Genomic DNA, 18,368 nt, shown 5'->3' with positions numbered 1-18,368 from the left:
TCACTTGGCGCCCTGGCGAACGTGATAGCTCAGTTCACCGGGATCGGTGAGATCGGGAACGCGCCAGCCGTCGAGGTCGTATTCGGCCATGCATTGCTCGGCGAAGCCCCGGAACCTGTCGGCATTGCCAGACGCCTGGGCCCCGAAGAGGCAATAGCGGCGGATCTCCTCGGTCGAGCCGCTGTAGTTGATCTCGTAGAGCTCGTGACGGCCGCCGAATTCCGTCGACAGCGTGTCCCACAGGAGCTTCATCAGCTTCACCCGATCTTCGGCCTTGTAGCCGTTCGAGCCGCGCAGGTAGCGGTCGAGATAGGGTCGAAGCTCCGGGTTCTTGAAATCGAGCGCGTGGCTGTTGAGATAGATCAGCCCGGAAGCGACCGTCTGCTCGATGATGTACTTTATCTTCGAATAGACGATCGTCGCGATGACCTGATAGGCGTTGCCGGCGTCCATGTTTGGCAGGATGTAGTCGCCGATCCAGGGTCTGGGATCGCGCACCATGGCATCCGAGAGCGACCAGAACAGATTGCGCCAGGCGATCACCTCTCCGACATTGGCCTGGACGCCGCGATAGTCCTTGGTGCCGGCCGCCTCGACCGCCTTGAGCAGCAGGCCGGAGATGAAGTCGAGCTTGACGGCCAGCCGGGTGCAGCCATGCACCACGAAGCGCGGCAGGAAGCCGGTCCTCGGGAAGAAATTGTTGGCCTTCTCGATATCGCCGAAAACGAAGACGTTCTCCCAGGGGACCAGCACCTTGTCCATGATGAACACGGCATCGTTCTCGTCGAGCCGGCTGGACAGGGGATAGTCGAACGGGCTGCCCATCACGGTGGACGTCATCTCGTAGGAGGTCCGACAGATGAACTTCACCCCGGGCGCGTTGGTCGGCACCATGAAGACCAGCGCGTAATCCTTGTCCTGCAGCGGGATCAGCCCGTGATGGGCCACGAAGGTGTAGTTGGAAAGCACCGAGTTGGTCGCCACGACCTTCGCGCCGGAGACGATGATGCCGGCGTCGGTCTCGTTCTCCACATGCGCGCAGACATCGGCCACCTCGTTGGGCGGCCGGTCGCGGTCGACGGGCGGATGGATGATGGCGTGGTTGATGTATGGCACCCGCTCCTGGCAGAAGCGGTACCAGTTGCGGGCATTGTCCTGATAGGGATCGTAGAATTCGGCATTGGCGCCGAGCGTGGCGAGGAACGAGGCCTTGTAGTCGGGCGCGCGGCCGAGCCAGCCATAGGTGAGCTTCGCCCATTCGGCGATGGCGCTGCGCCCCTGCAGCAGCTCCGCTGCCGTCTTCGGCGCCTTGAAATAGGCATGGGTCATGCCGCCATTGCCGGTATCGGTCGGCAGCAGGATCTTGTCCTTCACCTTCTCGTCGCCAAGCGCGTCATAGAGCCTGGCCACCATGCGCGCCGTGTTGCGGAACGCCGGATGCGTGGTGACGTCCTTGACCCGCTCGCCATAGATATAGACTTCGCGGCCGTCACGCAGTTCTTCGAGATATTCCGCCCCGCTCATCGGCGAGAGGCCCTGGAGGCGGCCGGTCGTCTTGGGATGGGCCGCGAAGGCTTCGGCGTCGTCACGATTGCGTGGGGTATCCATTCGATCCTCCCTGCAATTCGATCGCCGGATCGATGTCCGACCCGCAGAGAGTACGAAGTCCGCTTTCCGCTGACAAGCGTGTGCCAGAGGCTGCGCTTACTGTCCGGTCTGGCCGTGACTGGTCAGGATGCGCAGGATCTGGACCTCCTTCGGGAGCTCGATCAGGAACTCGGCGTCGCGCGGCAGATGATGGATTTCTGTCGGATCACCGCCGGTGAAGCGCGCCATGGCCTCGACGCTTTCCCAATAGGAAATGGTGACGAACTCGCTTTCGTCGGCGCGATCCTCGCGGAAGTTCTGGACGCCGAGCGCCTTCTCCATCAGCGGCGTGATGCCGGTCTCCCGGAGATGGGGCTCATAGGCGTCGGCCATCTCGCGCCTCGTGCGGCCGCGCCAGATGCGGGCGATAGTCGGCTTCGGGCTGTCGTCGTGCATTGCGGCCTCCTTCCGGTGCAACCCCGTCGAATGTGGGCCGGTCGGCAGGGCCGTCAATGCCTATGACACCGGCGCGGGGAAGCCTCCTGACAGAACGCTATTGCGACAGCACGACGATGGCGTCGATCTCCACCAGCCAGTCGGGCAGACCAAGACACGCCACCCCGATATAGGTGCTCGCACAGAGCGGCCAGTCTTCGCCGAAAATGTCGCGGCCGGCGCCGAAGATGTCCTCGATCCGTGCCGGCGAGTGGTCCACGACATGGATCCGCATCTGCAATATGTCGGCAGGCGTGGCTCCGATCGCCTCCAACGCATGACGTATGTTGAGGAAGCACTGGCGCGCCTGCCCTGCATGGCTGCCCTGAGCGACCAGGGCGCCTTCGCTGTCGATCGCAACCTGGCCGGAGATCGCAGCGAAACGCGCGCCGGCAGGCGACACTGCAATCTGGGAGTAGAGATCCATGACGGGCGGCGCCATGGTGGAAGGGTTGAAACGCTGCATGAGGATTCCTTTCCTCTTGAAACTTCTTTGGAATTGTTCGTCTCAGGCCGCCGAGGCGAGATAGCCGTCGGGACGGATCAGCATGGCCGAGTAGCCCGCGAACAACTCATCCTTGGCGGACGCGCGAAGACCACGGACGTCCTGCTCGCCGAGCCAGTCTTGACGCGGTGCGGCCGCTCCCTCCGCCAGTGACAGATGCAGCCATTTGCCGTCGGCCAAGAAGCTGTGCAGTCCGGCCAGTTCTCCTTCATTGGTCGTCAACTCGACATCGGGAACGCGACTCCCGGGGTACAGCCGCCCGTCCGTCTCGATCCGTCCCACAGCCTCGTCGTAGGCGACGTCGAAGCCGGAGAGTTCTCCGGCAAGGAGTCGGTTCACGGCCGGTATCTTGAGCAGCCCCTCCATGGTGGAACGCAGTGCCTGACCGGAAGGGCTGAAGGCGCTCACCAGGGCTGTCTGGGAGAGCGTGTTGGCGTAAAGCCGCTCGCCGATCGGGCGCCGTTCGCCCTCATAACTGTCGAGCAGGCCTTCGGGGGCTGCGCCCTTGACGACGGCCGCAAGCTTCCAGCCCAGATTCATGGCATCCTGGATGCCGACATTCATGCCCTGGCCGCCTGCGGGCATGTGGATGTGAGCGGCATCGCCGGCCAGCAACACCCTGCCCTTGCGATAGGTCCGCGCCAGCCGTGTCTCGTCGGTGAAGCGGGACAGCCATATGGCATCGGCCGCGCCAAAGTCGCTTCCCAAAATCTTGCGAGCCGAGGCCGACAATTCGTCGAGAGTCAACGGCTCCTTCTGCGCGACCGCGCTTCTGTCGGGGTCGAGAAGGACGATGCGGTGATGGACCCCGTCACCGAGCGGCGCAATCATGGCGCAGCCGTGCGGATTGACCGATGAGATGACCGGTTTCGGCAAGGCCTCGCCGAGCACCACATCGCCGAGGACGAGCGTCTGAGTGGCCGGATAGCCTTCGAATGGAATGCCGGTCTCCCGCCGCACGATGCTACGCGCGCCATCCGCGCCGACGACGTAGGATGCCGAAAGCCTGATGCTGCCTTCCTTTCCCTCGGCGGATACGACCACATCTGCCCCGGCGTCCTCGAGACCCACGGCCGTCCAACCGCGCATGATATGGACACCAAGCTCGCGCGCCCGCTCCTCGAGCATGGCCTCGGTGGTGACTTGGGGGATGAACAGGGTGAAAGGATAGCGGCTGCGGAACGGCGAGAAATCGAGCCTGGTGTCGAGAACGCCATAATGTCCCGTTGGAATGGGCCTGCCGGAGCCGAGGAACCGCGCCTCCAGCCCCCGCAGCGCGAACACTTCCAGGGTCCGCCCATGAATAGTCAGGGCTCGCGATTGGCGCGCCGGCTCGTCACGTCGGTCGAGCAGAGCCACGTCTACGCCGGCAAGCTTCAATTCGCATGCGAGCCAGAGCCCGACAGGGCCCGCACCCACGATGACGACATCATGTTCGTTCTTCATGTCACCCTTCCATTGTCGTGATGTCTTCGATCCCGCGTGCGAGTTCGCCGGGCTGCGTGAACATGACCATGTGGCCAGTCTCGATATCGCCACGGCGCCAGCCCTCCCGCTCAGCCTTGTCCGCCGTCGCCGCGAAGATCGGAAAGTCCGTGCATCTGATGTAGTGCCGGTCGATCGCCGCCAGCCGCGCCATGTCCTCACGGAACGGCGTGGAATGGGTCCGGATCGGCATGGGGCGGCTCCTGGCGTCGTGACGCCTCGCCTGCGGTCCGTCCGGCAGGCCGATGGCGGAAGCCGGCAAGGGCATCATCTGCCAGGGTGCCGTCGGGTTGAGCAGCGGTTCGGTGATGGCGCTGATTTCGGGATGCAGGTCGAAGATGGAGCGTCCTGTCTCGGCAAGAAAGCCGTCGACAATGACGAGAGATCGGATCCTTTCCGGGATACGACAGGCGACCGCGCTGGCGACGAGCCCGCCATAGCTGTGCCCGACGAGAACGATGTTGGAGGCATCGGCGAATTCGATCGTCTGGACGATGTCCTCTGCATGGAGTTCATGATCGATGCCCTCATGGATCAGATGCGCGCGATCGCCGAGGCCCGTAAGCGTGGGCGCCAGGATGCGCCTGCCTGCGCCGGTCAGGCTTGCGACGACCTCGTCCCAGACCCATCCCCCTCCCCAGGAACCGTGGACGAGCACGATTGTCGTGTCGGATTTCCCTGTCATTTTCTTCCCCTCCTCAAAGATCCAGCACCAGCGTCGCGCTTGAACATCCCGAAACGCAGGGCGTCAGGAATTGCAGCCGTTCGGCAGTCTTCATGACTAGGTCACGATGAACCGGCACGCCGTCCAGGAACCGTGTCCTGCAATCGAGGCATACGCCGGCCTCGCAGGACGCGGGCATCTCGATGCCGGCTCGCCGCAACGCATCCAGCATGGTCTGCCCCTCGGGAACCTCTATCCTTCGACCGGTTCTGGCGAGTTCGAGCGAATAGGCGGCGCCTGTTGTCGCATCGGTCGGACCGAAGCGCTCGACATGGAGCCTGTCCTGCGGCAGCAAGGCCCCGGCGGTCTCCTGAACCGCATGGATGAGGGATATGGGACCACAACAATAGACGTGAGCTTCCGGCGCAGCCGCGTTCAGGACGTCGGGCAGATCGATCCGGTCCGGATCCCTTTCCCGGCTGAAATAGTGCGTCAGCCTTCCGCTTTCCGCGAGGGGCTGGAGCTGCTTCAGGAAAGGCGTGTTCGCCCTGGACCGCGAGGAGAAATGCAACTCGAAGTCGCCTCCAGCCCGTTCGATCTCGGGGATCATCGACAGGAAAGGCGTAATGCCGATACCTCCGGCAATCATCACATGCCTTCGGGTTGCGGCGAGCCCGAAATGATTGCGCGGCAGCGAGACCGGCAGAATGGTTCCCACCGCGACGTCGCGATGAAGGCACAAAGAGCCCCCGCGCCCGCCATCCTCGCGCCGCACGGCGATCCGGTAGCGATCGGCCTCGGCAGGGTCGCCGACGAGCGAATACTGGCGTACCGCCCCATTCGGCAGATGGACGTCGATATGGGAACCCGCAGTGAAGGGCGGCAGCCTCCACCCGTCAGGATCGGACAGCTCGATCGCGACGACATCGTCACAGACCGCTTCCATGCCGACGACCTTGGTCGTGACCCTGTGGATCAGCTTGGTCACCGCGCTCACACCGGCATGATGGCATCGCCCAGGCGAACGCGACCGCCTTGGAGAATGCGCGCGTGCAGGCCCGAACGATTGAGCAGGAGCGTGAAAATCTCCTGCCCCGCTATCTGCTCGATATGACGGCACGGCGTGCTCAGCCTGGTTCCTTCCAGGACCGCACCACCGATCCTGAACCTGCGACCGACCAGGTGGTTGAGGGGGACATCGCGCGTCGTCACGTTGCGGCGATGGTCGGCGGCGCCGAGCGTCACCTGATGGTCGCGTAGGAGTGCTTCCAGCGTTTCGGCCTCGAAAAGCGTCACCTGCCGCCCCTCTTCCGGACGGTCGGAATAGAAGCCTTCTCCTGTCGCGTAACGATCGCCTTCCACGCCCTTGCCCGCGATCAGCAACAGCTCCCCCGCCGCCTTCATCGGAAGGAAGGAGCGCGGCGCAAGATGAAGGGCATCCACATGCCCCGACCAGACCGTCATCGCGATTGCCCTCCTCTCGTGCCGACATCCAAGGCCGACTTCAGTCCGGCCCGTTGCCGCCGGTCACCGTCAAGACAACTTAGTTGTCCAATGGGCAACTTCGTAGCAAGACACGATCGAACACGCAAGTCCTCTGCCGGCAAATCTCGTTTGAACCTTTGCTTTCGATGCCGCGTCGACGGTCGCGGCTGAAACTGCTATCTCTGCCTGTGCCCCAAGGGACAACAGCGACAACAGAGCTATTCGAATTGAACAAGCAGGAAGCTACCCGAACCGAGGAGACCGTCGGCTACGGTTTCCAGGCGCGCGCCTTGCGCATCAGCCGGAACATCACGCTAGATCAGTTGGCGGCGCAGACCGGGTTGAGCAAGGGGCACCTCTCGCGATTCGAGCGGGGTCAGAAATCGCTCTCGGTCGCGGCCCTGATCAGGCTGGCGGCCGCCCTCGACACGTCAGTGTCGTCGCTTCTGGGCGAGACCCTGGACGAGGAGGCACTCCACGTGGTGCGGCGTCAGGACCGGAAAATGCACACGGCTCCGGCCGAAGACGGCGGCTATCTCTACGCCATGCTGAGCCGTCCCTCGGAAAATCGCGCAGTGAGTGCATTCCTGGTCGAGGTCGCCGCCGAGGCGGAACGTCCGAGTGAAGCCAATCATTCGGGAGAGGAGATCTTTTTGGTGCTCAGCGGCGAGGTGGAGATCCGCGTCGCGGATCGCACTGTAATTCTCGGCGAGGGGGACTATCTCCAATTCCCTGGCCGTCTCACCCATGTCATCAAGGGTCGGGAAGCCTTAAGCCGCGTGTTCGTCGTCGTGATCGGCGGTTGAAAGGCTGCCGCGGCAGCCTTTTTCTGATCACCCCGAGGGCCGTCGCTCCGCCCGTTCGCCCCGTGCCTGCATGCGCGTGATCACCCGGCGCATCATGTCGAGAAACTGCTCACGCTCGGCCTGTGTCAGGTCACCGAGCGCCGCCGCGTTCTGTGCGCGCGCCGCCGCTATCGCCTCGGCCTCGATCCGGCGCGCCTTCGGCGTCAGGCGAATGAGCTTCATGCGGGCATCCCCCTGATGCGGCGCGCGGGTGATCAGCCCGTCGCGCTCCATGCGCGCCAGCGTGTTGGCGATCGTTGCCTGCTCGACATCCAGCCGCTCGACGAGGTCGCGCTGGCTCAACCCGTCCTCGCGCCAGAGTTCGATCAGCAGCATGAACTGCGCGGGCGCCAAGCCGAGAGGCCTGATCCGATCCTGCAGCCCGAGTGCGAACAGCCGCGCCATGTGGTTGGCGAGATACCCCGCCGATCCGCTCTTTTCGAAAACCATGCGTCACCTTGATTTAAATAGCATACTATGCAATAGTATATAGCATGCTATTGAATGGAGCTTGCCATGAAACTGCACCATCTCCATGCCTTGGCGGGCATGCTCGCCTTCTTCCTGATCGCAACTTTCTGGCTGGGAACGGCCGCGACCGAACTCTCGGGCTCGACCGCGGCAATCGCCTGGGTCAAGTCCGCCATCCTGTCGGGCATGGTCGTCCTCATCCCGGCCCTTGTCGCGACCGGCGCCAGCGGTTTTTCGCTCGGTCGCGGCATGCGCCTTCCCGCGGTCGTCGCCAAGAAACGGCGCATGCCGTTCATAGCAGGCAATGGCCTCCTGATCCTGCTGCCGTCGGCCATCTTCCTTGCAACCAAGGCGGAAGCCGGCGCCTTCGATACGGCCTTCTATCTCGTTCAGGGACTGGAGCTCGTCGCCGGCGCGACCAATCTCGTTCTGATCGGGTTGAACATCCGTGACGGCTTGGCGATCTCCCGCCGCCGCCACGCCTCTGCGCCTAGATCGAAAGCCGCCGTTCGGTCATCGATTTCAGGCTGAAGAAAGCCAGTGCCAGCGCTGCGATCACGTGCCACAGAACCCGCGCATCGAGCATGTTGCCGATCGCGGCGCCGAAGCCCAGCACCAGCCCCGCCCAGGCGAGGCTGGCCACGAGGCAGATCAACGCCAGCACGCGGTCGCCGCGCCGCTCGCGGCGCAACAGATTGAGCACGGCGATCAGCGCAGCAGCCAGGCTTCCCGACAGCGACCAGACGAAAATCTCGGTGCCGGGCTGATAGCCGGTTATCGTTCCGTAGCCATGGAGCACAGCCCCTATCAGCAGCAGGAGCGCAAAGATCCCGTCCAATGCCTTCGCCATTGTCGTCTCACCTTCACAACCGCATATCCTAGCCGCCGCCTGGAAAGGGTGACAACGCCGTCCGGCCGTGCCAATAGAGCGCCGCGCGCGCCTTGAGCTGCATGGACGATGCGCATCGTGCTCGCGGAATCGATGCCGATTTCGAGCCGATGCGATAGCATGCATGGCGGTCGCTGTCGGATTTTCCGGACGCGTCGCCTGACGATACCAGAAGGAACCATATGCCGGAATTCGTGACCGAAACCGTCCTGAAGCGGGATCTCTTTTCGGAGACTCGCAAGGGGCACTTTGCCGGCGCTGCGCAGGAGAAGATCATCCGGCGCGTGGTGACGGCGGCCCCCTTCTGGTCGCGGCCTCTCGGCTGGGTGCTGGCGCGCCGCGAGATCGCCGCGCTGCGTGCCGTAAAGGGCGTCATCGGCACGCCGCAGATCATCTCGGTCGACAAGGACGGCCTGTTCCGCCACTGGAGCGAAGGCACGCCTTTGCATCTCGGCCGTCCGAAGGACGCTGCCTGGTATCGTGACGCGCACCGGCTGCTGCGCGCGCTGCGGCGCCAGGGCATTACCCACAACGACCTCGCCAAGCCGCAGAACTGGCTGATGACGCCGGAGGGGCTTGCTGCCGTGATCGATTTCCAGCTCGCTTCGCGGCATCGCCGGCGCGGCCCGCTCTATCGCATCATGGCCTATGAGGACTTCCGGCATCTGCTGAAGCAGAAGCGGGCCTTTGCACCGCATCTTCTTTCGCCCACGGGCGCCCGGCTTCTCGCGCGGCGCTCCCTGCCCTCGCGCATCTGGATGGCGACAGGCAAGAAGGTCTACAACCTGGTCACGCGCGGCCTCTTCCGCTGGTCGGACGGCGAAGGCACCCATGACCGCATCGAGCATGAAGGGCCGGAGATCGTGGAGGCCCTGCTTGCGCATCCGGGCGTCGGCGACGTTGCGCTCGCCACCTTCCCGCTGCCCAAGAAAGGCGTCGGCATCTATGCCTTCGCCGAGGCGAAGGAGGGCATGCCGCTTTCGGCGCTGGACGGTATCGGCCTCGACACCTCCGCGCGCCCCGACCATCTCCAGCCGGTCGCCCGCCTGCCGCGCGCGACCGACGGGGCGATCCGGCTGGACATCCTGCAGCTGATCGCCATGAACCAGATGACCGAGCTCGACTCGCTGGTTGCCGGGAATGACGAGCTAAGCGGGATCGCCCATGCAATTGCCGCCCGCCGGCTCAACTTTTCCGATCGCCGCATCGCGAAGGCCGAGCCGAAAAACTGACTGCGCCGCCGCATCGGCACGAGATCCGGCGCGATGTTCGGGAAGTGCGACGATGGACTATGCCCCGTCGGCGACCTCCAGGAACCTGATCCTGTTCCCGAAAGGGTCGATGACCTGGCATTCGAGGCCCCATTCCTGCCGTTCGAGGCCCGGCCGGTTGTAGCGGTAGTTCTTGGCGACGAGCCCCTTCTGCAATGCCTCGTCGAAGATGCGGAAGATCGGCGCCGGCGGCTCGAACCGCACCGGTTCCGCAGGCGCGCGGAGCGCATCCGCTCCGATCTTCGCCGACAGTATGTTCCAGCTGTCCAGGCCGAACTGGCGGGCGACGATCTCCAGAGCCTCGCTATGCTGGATATCGTGCCCCCTTGCGGCAAGTGCGTCGCGCATGGCTTTCGCCATGGCTTTTGCATCACGGAATGTGCGCATGACAATGGTTCCTTCGTTGCGGCGAAGCATGCCTGTCAGTGCCCGCATTGCTGAAGCCTTCGCCGTTCGAAAGAAGCCGGACGACAGGACGTCGATGCATTCGCCATGCCCCTTGCGGGACGCGGGCTGCCGGCTGCATCGGGCCGATGGCGAGACTACAGTGCCTGCCTGGAAACCGGAAGGGACTTCGGCAGCCCCCGCGTCGGTCCTTCGGGTCAGGGCCACGGCACCCCGTCGGGCTGCGACGGCCCTCAGCGGTCGGAAGGACGATCCCGCCTCCGGTCGAGAAACCTGCGCACCGTCTCCAGTGGGGGGATCGCTTCGGTCAGCAGCTCCGCCGACACGCCTTCGACAAGCGCCGCGAGTTCCGGCGCCAGAGCGGCGATGGCCCTGTCCCGCGCGGCAAGTCCCTCGGCGGTGAGGGATACGAGCTTCGAGCGGCCATCCCTGTCGTCAGGGCGGACCGCGACGAAGTTCTTGCGGATGAGATGGCCGAGCGTATTGGTCATCGCACCCTTGGTTAGCTGCATCGCATTGGCCAGGCGCAGCGGCGTCCACTCGCCGCCGAGCCGCGCAAGATGATTGAGCACCACGAATTGCGGCATGGTCATGCCTTCAGGCATGGCCTTTTCGAAGGCTGTGCCGGCAAGCTGCGCGATGATGCCGATCTCGGTCAGGAAACGGAAAGCCTCTTCGAGTGCTCCGCCCTTTTCGGTCATGCGCTCCTGATCCGTGTATCGAGCGGCCAGCGCGGCGCGGCCTTGACATCGGGACCATAACCGAGGCGAACGAACATTTGCAGCGTCTCGGCTTCGGCAATCCCCAGTTCGTCGCGCAATCGCAAGAAATTGGGCCGCATCTCGGAATATTCCTGGAGCGCCTGGCTGAACGGCTGCATCGCGATGCCCAGCCCCGTCGCGGCGAGATTGAGCCTGACATAATCGCGGCCGGCTGCAATCTGGTCGGCCCTGCCGTTGCCGGGAGTGGCCTGCCAGAGAAAGGCCATGGCGCTGTCGAAATTCGGCTTCAACACCGTCTCCTGCTGCTGCGAGACGCTCGACGAGGGATCGAGCATCGCTTCGCGCGACAGCATGCCGGCGATGGCGAGCCCCTCGAGCAGCGGCCCCGACAAGTCGATCCCGTCCGGATTGGCTTCGATCTCGGCCCGCCCGATCCGCATGATGTCGACGCTTTCCTTCAGCGTATGCGGCGTGGCAAGTTCGACCTGCATCGCGGCCCAGGCCATGTCCCGCAGCGTTTGCACCTTCGCCGGCTCGTGGGCATGGGCGACACGCCCGCTGCGCGCCGCCCCGGCAATCGCAGCGAGCGTTTCGGCCGGCACCGGCCGTGACATGTCGTACGCTTCCTTGTTGGACCGCCTGGCCGTGACGTGCCGGAAAAGCGGATCGCCTTCGATCGAGGCATCCTTAACGAACGCAATCCGGGCGACCGGCCGCGCATCGAGCCGCGGCTGCGGCTCGCCGTCGGGGAAAAGCGTGACGTCGGTGCGGTGGCCGGTTTGCGCCGCCGCCATCGCCAGGAGTTCGATGAAGGCTCCAAGGCCTATGGTGATCTGCCGGTCGAACGGATCGGTAAACGGCAGCCTTCGGTCCAGTTCGCAATAGAGCGTGACCTGGCCCGGCGAGCCGAGATCCGCCAGCCACGGCTGCCGGTTGTGCGGATTGGGCGCCAAGAGAGCGTAGGATAACGCATGACGGCGCGGATCGCTTTCACCGCGCCCGGCCGCTTCCCAGGGAATCCTTGCTTTCTTCGGGTCTCGCGTCGCCGCCCAGAGACCTCCCCCGGCCGCCGCGAGCACAATGCCGCCGCCAACCAGTTTCAAGATGTTTCGCCGCGTCGCCATGTCATCCTCCATATAGTTTAACATTCAACCATATAGTTCAACGTTAAATCATATTCAAGGGCGGCGTCGCGAGCATGTGCCGCGGGGCGGTTCGTGGGCGTTCGCTACGGCGCGGTCGCTGTTCGTGGCCCGCGCCATTGGCCCCGAAAGCTGGCCGTCCTGTCAGGGACAGGCTTCAGGCTGCTGGCCTTTCCCGGCCGAATCACTACATTCGGGGGCATGTCAGGCTTTCCGGACGATCTGCCCTTCTTCGACGAGGAGGCACCTCCGCCGCGCGGCGAACCTTCGCACGCGCCCGCGCCACCACGCCCGCAGGGAAGCGGCATCGCCGCCCGCGCAATGGCCGCCCGTCAAGGCGGCATGCCGGACTATCTGAAAGGCCTCAATCCGGAGCAGCGGCTGGCCGTCGAGACGACCGAAGGGCCGGTTCTCGTTTTGGCCGGCGCCGGCACGGGCAAGACGCGGGTGCTCACCACCCGCATCGCCCACATCCTCGCCACCGGCAAGGCCTTTCCCTCGCAGATCCTGGCCGTCACCTTCACCAACAAGGCCGCCCGCGAGATGAAGGAGCGGATAGGCCTGCTGGTCGGCACGGCCATCGAAGGCATGCCCTGGCTGGGCACCTTCCACTCGATCGGCGTGAAGCTCTTGCGCCGCCATGCCGAGCTTGCCGGCCTGCGCTCGGACTTCACCATCCTCGACACCGACGACCAGATCCGGCTGATGAAGCAGTTGATCCAGGCCGAAGGCCTCGATGACAAGCGCTGGCCGGCGCGCACCTTCGCCCAGATGGTCGACGGCTGGAAGAACAAGGGCTACGGACCGGCCGACATTCCCGAAGGCGACGCCAGGGCCTTCGCCAACGGCAAGGGGCGCGAGCTCTTCAAGGCCTATCAGGACCGCCTGCAGACGCTGAACGCCTGCGACTTCGGCGACCTCCTGTGCCACCCGATCCGCGTCTTCCGCCAGCACCCCGACGTGCTGAAGGAGTACCATAGAAAGTTCCGCTACATCCTGGTCGACGAGTATCAGGACACCAACACGGCGCAATATATGTGGCTCCGGCTCCTGGCGCAGCGTCCCGGAACCCAGCGCAGCCGTGCAAGCCCTGAACAAGCGGCCGGGCCAGCGCCGTCAGGCGCGGAACGGCTCGTGAGCGAAACCCACTCCGCCGCAGGCCGAGCAGCGGCCAACGGGCCGCCCGAGCTCATGCGAGGCCCCCGCGGAGGGCCAGCGCCGTCAGGCGCGGAACGGCCCGTGAGCGAAACCCACTCCGCCGCAGGCCGAGCAGCGGCCAACGGGCCGCCCGAGCTCATGCGAGGCCCCGGCGGAGGGCCAGCGCCGTCAGGCGCGGAACGGCCCGTGAGCGAAAACAAGATCAACATCTGCTGCGTCGGCGACGACGATCAGTCCATCTATGGCTGGCGCGGCGCCGAGGTCGACAACATACTGCGTTTCGAGAAGGATTTCCCGGGCGCCACCGTCATCCGGCTGGAGCGCAATTACCGCTCGACCGCCCATATCCTCGGGGCCGCTTCCCATCTCATCGCCCACAATGAAGGCCGTCTCGGCAAGACGCTCTTCACCGAGCGCGCCGACCCCGACGACGCCAGGGTGGTGGTCCACGCCGCCTGGGATTCGGAAGAAGAGGCCCGCGCCGTGGGTGAGGAGATCGAACGTCTCCAGCGCGACGAGCACCCGTTGAACGACATGGCGATCCTGGTGCGCGCCTCCTTCCAGATGCGCGAGTTCGAGGACCGTTTCGTGACGCTCGGCCTCAACTACCGCGTGATCGGCGGCCCGCGCTTCTACGAGCGGCTGGAGATCCGCGATGCGATGGCCTTCTTCCGGGTGGTCGCACAGCCGGCTGATGATCTCGCCTTCGAGCGTATCGTCAACGTGCCGAAACGTGGCCTGGGCGAAGCGACCATCCGCCAGATCCACGACACCGCCCGCATGCTCGGCGTGCCGATGCTGGAGGCCGCGGGGAAGCTTGCCGAAAGCGACGAGCTGAAGCCGAAGCCGCGCGCGGCGCTGCGTGAGGTCGCCGCGAACTTCGCCCGCTGGCGCGACCGGCTCGACACCACCCCGCATACCGAGCTCGCCGAGACGATCCTGGAGGAGTCCGGCTACACCGACATGTGGAAGAACGACCGCTCGGCGGAGGCCCCAGGCCGGCTGGAGAACCTCAAGGAGCTCATCCGCTCCATGGAGGAATATGAATCGCTGCGCTCCTTCCTGGAGCATGTGGCACTGGTCATGGACGCCGAGCAGAACGAGGAACTCGACGCCGTCTCCATCATGACGCTCCATTCGGCCAAGGGTCTCGAATTCGAGACGGTCTTCCTTCCCGGCTGGGAGGAAGGGCTCTTCCCGCATCAGCGGGCGCTCGACGAGGGCGGCCGCTCGGGGCTGGAGGAAGAACGTCGGCTGGCCTATGTCGGCGTCACCCGCGCCAAGAAGAACCTGCATATCTGGTTTGTCTCCAACCGCCGCATCCACGGGCTCTGGCAATCGACCATCCCATCGCGCTTCCTCGACGAATTGCCGGAAGCCCATGTCGAAGTGGCCGAGACCGGAAGCTCCTATGGGGGCTACGGTATCGGTTATGGAGACGGCGGGCGCCATGGCGGCGGCCGGCAGAACCCCTATGGCGCATCGCGCTTCGACAATGTCGGCGGCGGCGCCTTCTCGAACAGCTATGCGACCCCGGGCTGGCAGCGCGCCCAGCAGAACCGCACCGAGGCGACCGACCGCAACTGGGGCACGCGCTCCGGCCATCAGGTCGAGCGCATCGGCTATGGCGAGGTCGATTCCGGCTACGGCGCCGGCCGCGGCTCGGTGAAGGGCCGCACCATCGAGGGCGAGTTGGTGGCGAAATCGGTCGCCGACACCCCCTCCCCGTTCAAGGTCGGCGACCGCGTCTTCCACCAGAAGTTCGGCAATGGCAACGTCGCTTCGATCGACGGCAACAAGCTCACCATCGACTTCGACAAGGCCGGCCAGAAGAAAGTGCTCGACGGGTTTGTGAAGGGGGTTTGACCAGTTTCCGACGGCGACGTACCGCGCCCGCCGATCCTCGGAACGGCGGGTGCTCGTTGAGCCGGAACCCTGCTGCGCTACGGCCGACCTACATGCTCGGTGGGACACGACCCTCCATGGTCGGCGGCGTATCCGCTCACACACGACGTCAGGAATGGCGATACTGAGGAGGCACCCAGGTGCCGGAGTCGACCCGATGAATCGGTTCCATCGGTGGCTATTGGCGGCTGATTTCGCGACATTGCCGTAGGACTCGGCAATCACCGGGTCAGTCCAGGCGAGTGACGTGCGAACACACGAAGCGGCTTGATTCTCAGGGACTTGGCCCGCGGGCTTTCGAATGTTAAGAAGAAGAACCTTTATGCTGGCTGACTTCTGGGCAGGCAGGCATGAGCAATGGCAAGATCACGCGCCGCGGGCTGATTCTCACCGGCCTGGCCCTGATGATGGGTGGCTGCACGGTATTGCAGCAGGCGCCATTGCTGTCCGCATACGCACCAAAACGCGGACCGGATCCTCGCTACCGCAGGCGGCGCGTGCCCTATTCGGGAAGCGAGCCGGCCGGAACGATCGTGATCGACACGTCGGAATACTACCTCTACCACGTTGAGGGGCGCGGATCGGCGACACGCTACGGAGTAGGCGTCGGCGAGCAAGGCCGTACCCTCAAGGGCACCGCATCCATCGGGCGCAAGGCGGAGTGGCCCTCCTGGACGCCAACCGCCAATATGATGAGGCGAAAGCCGCGCCTGGTGAAATATGCGGGCGGCGTACCCGGCGGCCTGAACAACCCGCTCGGCGCTCGCGCCCTTTATCTTTATCGCGGCGGCCGCGACACCATGTTCCGGCTGCACGGCACGAACGAACCATGGACAATTGGCCACGCGGTGTCGAGCGGCTGCGTCCGCTTGACGAATGACGACATCGTTCACCTCTACGGCCGCACGCCGGTGGGCACGAGAGTGTTGATAATTTAGGGGGGCATTGTATTCGCCGCGGCGGCGGCCGGTGCGCATCAGGCGCATCGCCGCCGATATGTAGTATTGCCGAAATATTTCTGGAATTAACCATGTTTTATATATAATTTGCCTTCGGAGCGTTTCGCGCTATTGTAGAATCGCAGCTTCGATAATCTGTTTCACCATCAGGGGAAAGGATTGCGCGATGATTAGAATTCTGGTCGCTGTATTTACCTCGGTAGCCGTCGCCAGCCTTGGAGGTTGCGCGGGAATCGGCAAGGGCAAAGGGAAGGCCCCGCCGCCCGTCGCAGCGCCGGCAGAGCCCGTGATCAAGTAGGATCGATCTTCGGCCGGCACGACGGAGGGCCGTGGCTGATGCCTGACCACGATTTGTGTTCCTCGCAGTTCAGAAATCGGAGTTCAGAGATGGGGTAACGGTGGCAAGTTGTCGTCTGTTCTTGACGGCTTTGTTCTCGCTGGCAATCGGCGCGTGCCAGATGGGCGGGGGGTCAGCCTCGGCGACGCCAGGTCTGTCCGACCGCGGCGCGAAAACATTGCTGCGGCCAGAAAGCGGGCCGCGGCATCAACTCGTGGCTGCTTCGTCCAAAGGCAAGGGCAATCGCTACTTCATCGAGTTCCGCTCTCGATATGCCCTCAGCTATGGCCATTCCTATGTGGTGTTCGGCCGAATGAGCCCTTCCGGCAAGATGATCAATCCGGAAGTCGCCGGGCTCCATCCCGCCTCGGATAGCGTGATCCCCTATATGCTGGGTCACATCATCCCCGTTCCGGCCGAAACCGGCTGGAGCGACGGCGATCTGGAAGACGAATACAGGTCGGCATACTGGCGTGTCATGTTGACCGAGCGCGAATACAATACTGCGGTCGCAAAGATCCGAAAGATCCAGGGGCGGTCGCACTTCTGGCACGCGGGAGTCTACAACTGCAACGCTTTCGTTGCGAGTATCGCACGCTCCATGGGGTATAAGACACCCAGCATCTATCTCATGCCACAAGACTTCATGACGAAGCTTCGCAAGATGAATGGCGGGCCGAATGCGATTGGCACCACCGGCCCGCCAGGCTAAGCATGCCTTCCGAAAGTGCAGCGGTTGCGGGAAACGGCATGCGCTAATCAGGAACCTGGAACGTCGCGCGAATTTTTCTTCGCGCGACGTTCTGCATTCGATAAAATCGACCGATTGAGCGCGCGACCGGGCGCAGCCTGTTGGCGCCAAGTCGAGCAGCCCGGAGGGGCCACGCCGGCGATTGAGGTAAGGTGGATGCCTCAGCACCCATGCCCGCTGGTACAACCTGTAGACCGTCCCATCCTCTTAAAGCACCGGTCGCCACCAGCCGCCACAATCGCTATATCAGGGGCAAGCTGGAGGCTTTGAAATGACCCCGGAATCTGCCATCCCTGCCCTCGCCTATGGCAATGTCGCCGTGATCACCGGCGCGGCGAGCGGCATCGGCTTTGCCGTGGCCCGCAAATTCGCGAGCATGGGCTTGCGTGTCGTCATAGCAGACCGGGAAAGCCCGGTTCTTCACAGCGCTTTGGCGGAATTGGTGGCAATAGCTTTGGGCGGCCCCGAGGACGTCATCGCAATACCTTGCGACGTCTCCAGGCCCGAGGATCTCGATCGCCTCGCCGACCAGGCGAATACCCAGTTCGGCGACGTCTCCTTCGTGATGAACAATGCCGGTGTCGGCAGCAATCCCGGCAAGCCCTGGGAGAACCTCGAGGACTGGAAGGCACTGGTCGAGATCAATTTCTGGGGCGTCGTCCACGGCGTGCAGGCCTTCGCGCCCGGCATGCTGTCAAGCGGCAAGCCCGGCCTCATCGTCAACACCGGCTCGAAGCAGGGAATAACCACGCCGCCGGGCAATCTCGCCTACAACGTCTCGAAATCGGCGGTGCGGACCTACACGGAAGGCCTCGCCCATGCATTGCGCAACGAGCCAGGCTCGAAGGTCGCCGCACACCTTCTGATCCCCGGCTTCACCTTCACCGGCATGACCACGGGCGCTAGACAAAAGCCGGCCGGGGCGTGGACGCCCGATCAGGTTGTGAGTTTCATGCTGACGAGCCTCGCCCGCAACGACTTCTACATATTGTGCCCCGACAACGAAACCGACCGCTCAACCGACGAGCGGCGCATGGCCTGGGCGATCGGCGACATCATCGAGAACCGTCCCGCGCTGTCACGCTGGCATCCGGATTACAGCCAGGCTTTCGCTGACTATCTGAAGAAGAAATAGCCGACGGAGCAGAAGGTCGGCTGACTATCGGCGCCTCCAAAGCACGATCACAGTGGGCCGATGCCCGGGTAAGCTGGGCACCGCCTTCCTTGACAAACCGCCTGGCCGATCGAACCCCGTCGAGCTGCGCGCCTCTCCTGCCGAATCGCCTCGCCTC

At 64.1% G+C, this 18,368-nt stretch carries 20 protein-coding genes; 8 read left to right on the top strand and 12 right to left on the bottom strand.

From position 1 onward, the window contains the following. From JN280_RS19100 to JN280_RS19070, 7 genes are all read right to left on the bottom strand, one after another. Window positions 1–1,608 (bottom strand): 4-hydroxyphenylacetate 3-hydroxylase N-terminal domain-containing protein, encoded by a 1,608-nt coding sequence (locus JN280_RS19100; protein ID WP_244743423.1) that lies wholly within the window; start codon window positions 1,606–1,608, stop codon window positions 1–3. 96 nt (window positions 1,609–1,704) lie between these two features. Further along, window positions 1,705–2,043, bottom strand: a complete 339-nt coding sequence (locus tag JN280_RS19095) for an antibiotic biosynthesis monooxygenase family protein (protein ID WP_202314319.1) — start codon at window positions 2,041–2,043, stop codon at window positions 1,705–1,707. A 97-nt stretch (window positions 2,044–2,140) separates the two neighbouring features. Continuing rightward, window positions 2,141–2,548, bottom strand: coding sequence for a RidA family protein (locus tag JN280_RS19090; RefSeq protein WP_202314317.1), 408 nt, complete (start codon window positions 2,546–2,548; stop codon window positions 2,141–2,143). Window positions 2,549–2,590: 42 nt separating this feature from the next. Beyond that, window positions 2,591–4,033, bottom strand: a complete 1,443-nt coding sequence (locus tag JN280_RS19085; protein ID WP_202314315.1) for an FAD-dependent oxidoreductase — start codon at window positions 4,031–4,033, stop codon at window positions 2,591–2,593. A gap of 1 nt (window position 4,034) precedes the next feature. Beyond that, a complete protein-coding gene (locus tag JN280_RS19080; RefSeq protein WP_202314313.1) occupies window positions 4,035–4,757 on the bottom strand; it encodes an alpha/beta fold hydrolase in 723 nt (240 codons plus the stop codon). Window positions 4,758–4,770: 13 nt separating this feature from the next. After that, the gene (locus JN280_RS19075; RefSeq protein WP_202314311.1) at window positions 4,771–5,724 is read right to left on the bottom strand and encodes a PDR/VanB family oxidoreductase; all 954 of its coding nucleotides are present in this window, start codon (window positions 5,722–5,724) and stop codon (window positions 4,771–4,773) included. 5 nt (window positions 5,725–5,729) lie between these two features. After that, the gene (locus JN280_RS19070; RefSeq protein WP_202314309.1) at window positions 5,730–6,200 is read right to left on the bottom strand and encodes an MOSC domain-containing protein; all 471 of its coding nucleotides are present in this window, start codon (window positions 6,198–6,200) and stop codon (window positions 5,730–5,732) included. 248 nt (window positions 6,201–6,448) lie between these two features. On the opposite strand from JN280_RS19070, the gene JN280_RS19065 reads away from it, so the two are divergent. Further along, a complete protein-coding gene (locus tag JN280_RS19065; RefSeq protein WP_202314308.1) occupies window positions 6,449–7,027 on the top strand; it encodes a helix-turn-helix domain-containing protein in 579 nt (192 codons plus the stop codon). 27 nt (window positions 7,028–7,054) lie between these two features. Here the strand turns inward: JN280_RS19065 and JN280_RS19060 are convergent, their stop codons facing one another. Continuing rightward, the gene (locus tag JN280_RS19060; protein WP_202314307.1) at window positions 7,055–7,516 is read right to left on the bottom strand and encodes a MarR family winged helix-turn-helix transcriptional regulator; all 462 of its coding nucleotides are present in this window, start codon (window positions 7,514–7,516) and stop codon (window positions 7,055–7,057) included. Window positions 7,517–7,582: 66 nt separating this feature from the next. Between JN280_RS19060 and JN280_RS19055 the strand changes: the two genes are divergently transcribed. Next, a complete protein-coding gene (locus tag JN280_RS19055) occupies window positions 7,583–8,068 on the top strand; it encodes a hypothetical protein (RefSeq protein ID WP_202314306.1) in 486 nt (161 codons plus the stop codon). Here the strand turns inward: JN280_RS19055 and JN280_RS19050 are convergent. Continuing rightward, window positions 8,028–8,387, bottom strand: a complete 360-nt coding sequence (locus tag JN280_RS19050; protein ID WP_202314305.1) for a hypothetical protein — start codon at window positions 8,385–8,387, stop codon at window positions 8,028–8,030. The genes JN280_RS19055 and JN280_RS19050 overlap by 41 nt on opposite strands. Before the next feature lie 221 nt (window positions 8,388–8,608). On the opposite strand from JN280_RS19050, the gene JN280_RS19045 reads away from it, so the two are divergent. Further along, window positions 8,609–9,658 (top strand): phosphotransferase, encoded by a 1,050-nt coding sequence (locus JN280_RS19045; RefSeq protein ID WP_202314304.1) that lies wholly within the window; start codon window positions 8,609–8,611, stop codon window positions 9,656–9,658. A 57-nt stretch (window positions 9,659–9,715) separates the two neighbouring features. Here JN280_RS19045 and JN280_RS19040 read toward each other — a convergent pair whose 3' ends face one another. The 3 genes from JN280_RS19040 to JN280_RS19030 all read right to left on the bottom strand — a co-directional run bounded on the left by JN280_RS19040 (window position 9,716) and on the right by JN280_RS19030 (window position 11,948). Continuing rightward, the gene (locus JN280_RS19040; RefSeq protein ID WP_446720830.1) at window positions 9,716–10,132 is read right to left on the bottom strand and encodes a glyoxalase superfamily protein; all 417 of its coding nucleotides are present in this window, start codon (window positions 10,130–10,132) and stop codon (window positions 9,716–9,718) included. Between the two features lie 203 nt (window positions 10,133–10,335). Continuing rightward, window positions 10,336–10,803, bottom strand: a complete 468-nt coding sequence (locus tag JN280_RS19035; RefSeq protein WP_202314303.1) for a MarR family winged helix-turn-helix transcriptional regulator — start codon at window positions 10,801–10,803, stop codon at window positions 10,336–10,338. Next, a complete protein-coding gene (locus JN280_RS19030) occupies window positions 10,800–11,948 on the bottom strand; it encodes an Acg family FMN-binding oxidoreductase (protein ID WP_244743421.1) in 1,149 nt (382 codons plus the stop codon). Before JN280_RS19030 ends, JN280_RS19035 begins: the two co-directional genes overlap by 4 nt. A 219-nt stretch (window positions 11,949–12,167) precedes the next feature. Here JN280_RS19030 and JN280_RS19025 point away from each other — a divergent pair, with 219 nt between their 5' ends. From JN280_RS19025 to JN280_RS19010, 5 genes are all read left to right on the top strand, one after another. Then, a complete protein-coding gene (locus tag JN280_RS19025) occupies window positions 12,168–14,990 on the top strand; it encodes a UvrD-helicase domain-containing protein (RefSeq protein WP_202314301.1) in 2,823 nt (940 codons plus the stop codon). 389 nt (window positions 14,991–15,379) lie between these two features. Next, window positions 15,380–15,967 (top strand): L,D-transpeptidase, encoded by a 588-nt coding sequence (locus tag JN280_RS19020; protein ID WP_202314299.1) that lies wholly within the window; start codon window positions 15,380–15,382, stop codon window positions 15,965–15,967. Between the two features lie 187 nt (window positions 15,968–16,154). Further along, window positions 16,155–16,286, top strand: a complete 132-nt coding sequence (locus JN280_RS39500; protein WP_244743419.1) for an ABC transporter — start codon at window positions 16,155–16,157, stop codon at window positions 16,284–16,286. A 55-nt stretch (window positions 16,287–16,341) separates the two neighbouring features. After that, window positions 16,342–17,037 carry a hypothetical protein gene (locus JN280_RS19015; RefSeq protein WP_202314297.1) on the top strand — a complete coding sequence of 232 codons (696 nt, stop codon included), beginning with the start codon at window positions 16,342–16,344 and terminating at the stop codon, window positions 17,035–17,037. A gap of 310 nt (window positions 17,038–17,347) precedes the next feature. After that, window positions 17,348–18,211 (top strand): SDR family NAD(P)-dependent oxidoreductase, encoded by an 864-nt coding sequence (locus tag JN280_RS19010; protein ID WP_202314295.1) that lies wholly within the window; start codon window positions 17,348–17,350, stop codon window positions 18,209–18,211. The last annotated feature ends 157 nt before the right edge of the window (window positions 18,212–18,368 follow it).

This window comes from Mesorhizobium sp. L-8-10, from assembly GCF_016756635.1.
Classification (GTDB): Bacteria; Pseudomonadota; Alphaproteobacteria; order Rhizobiales; family Rhizobiaceae.
This window is presented reverse-complemented; position numbering and strand designations above follow the sequence as displayed.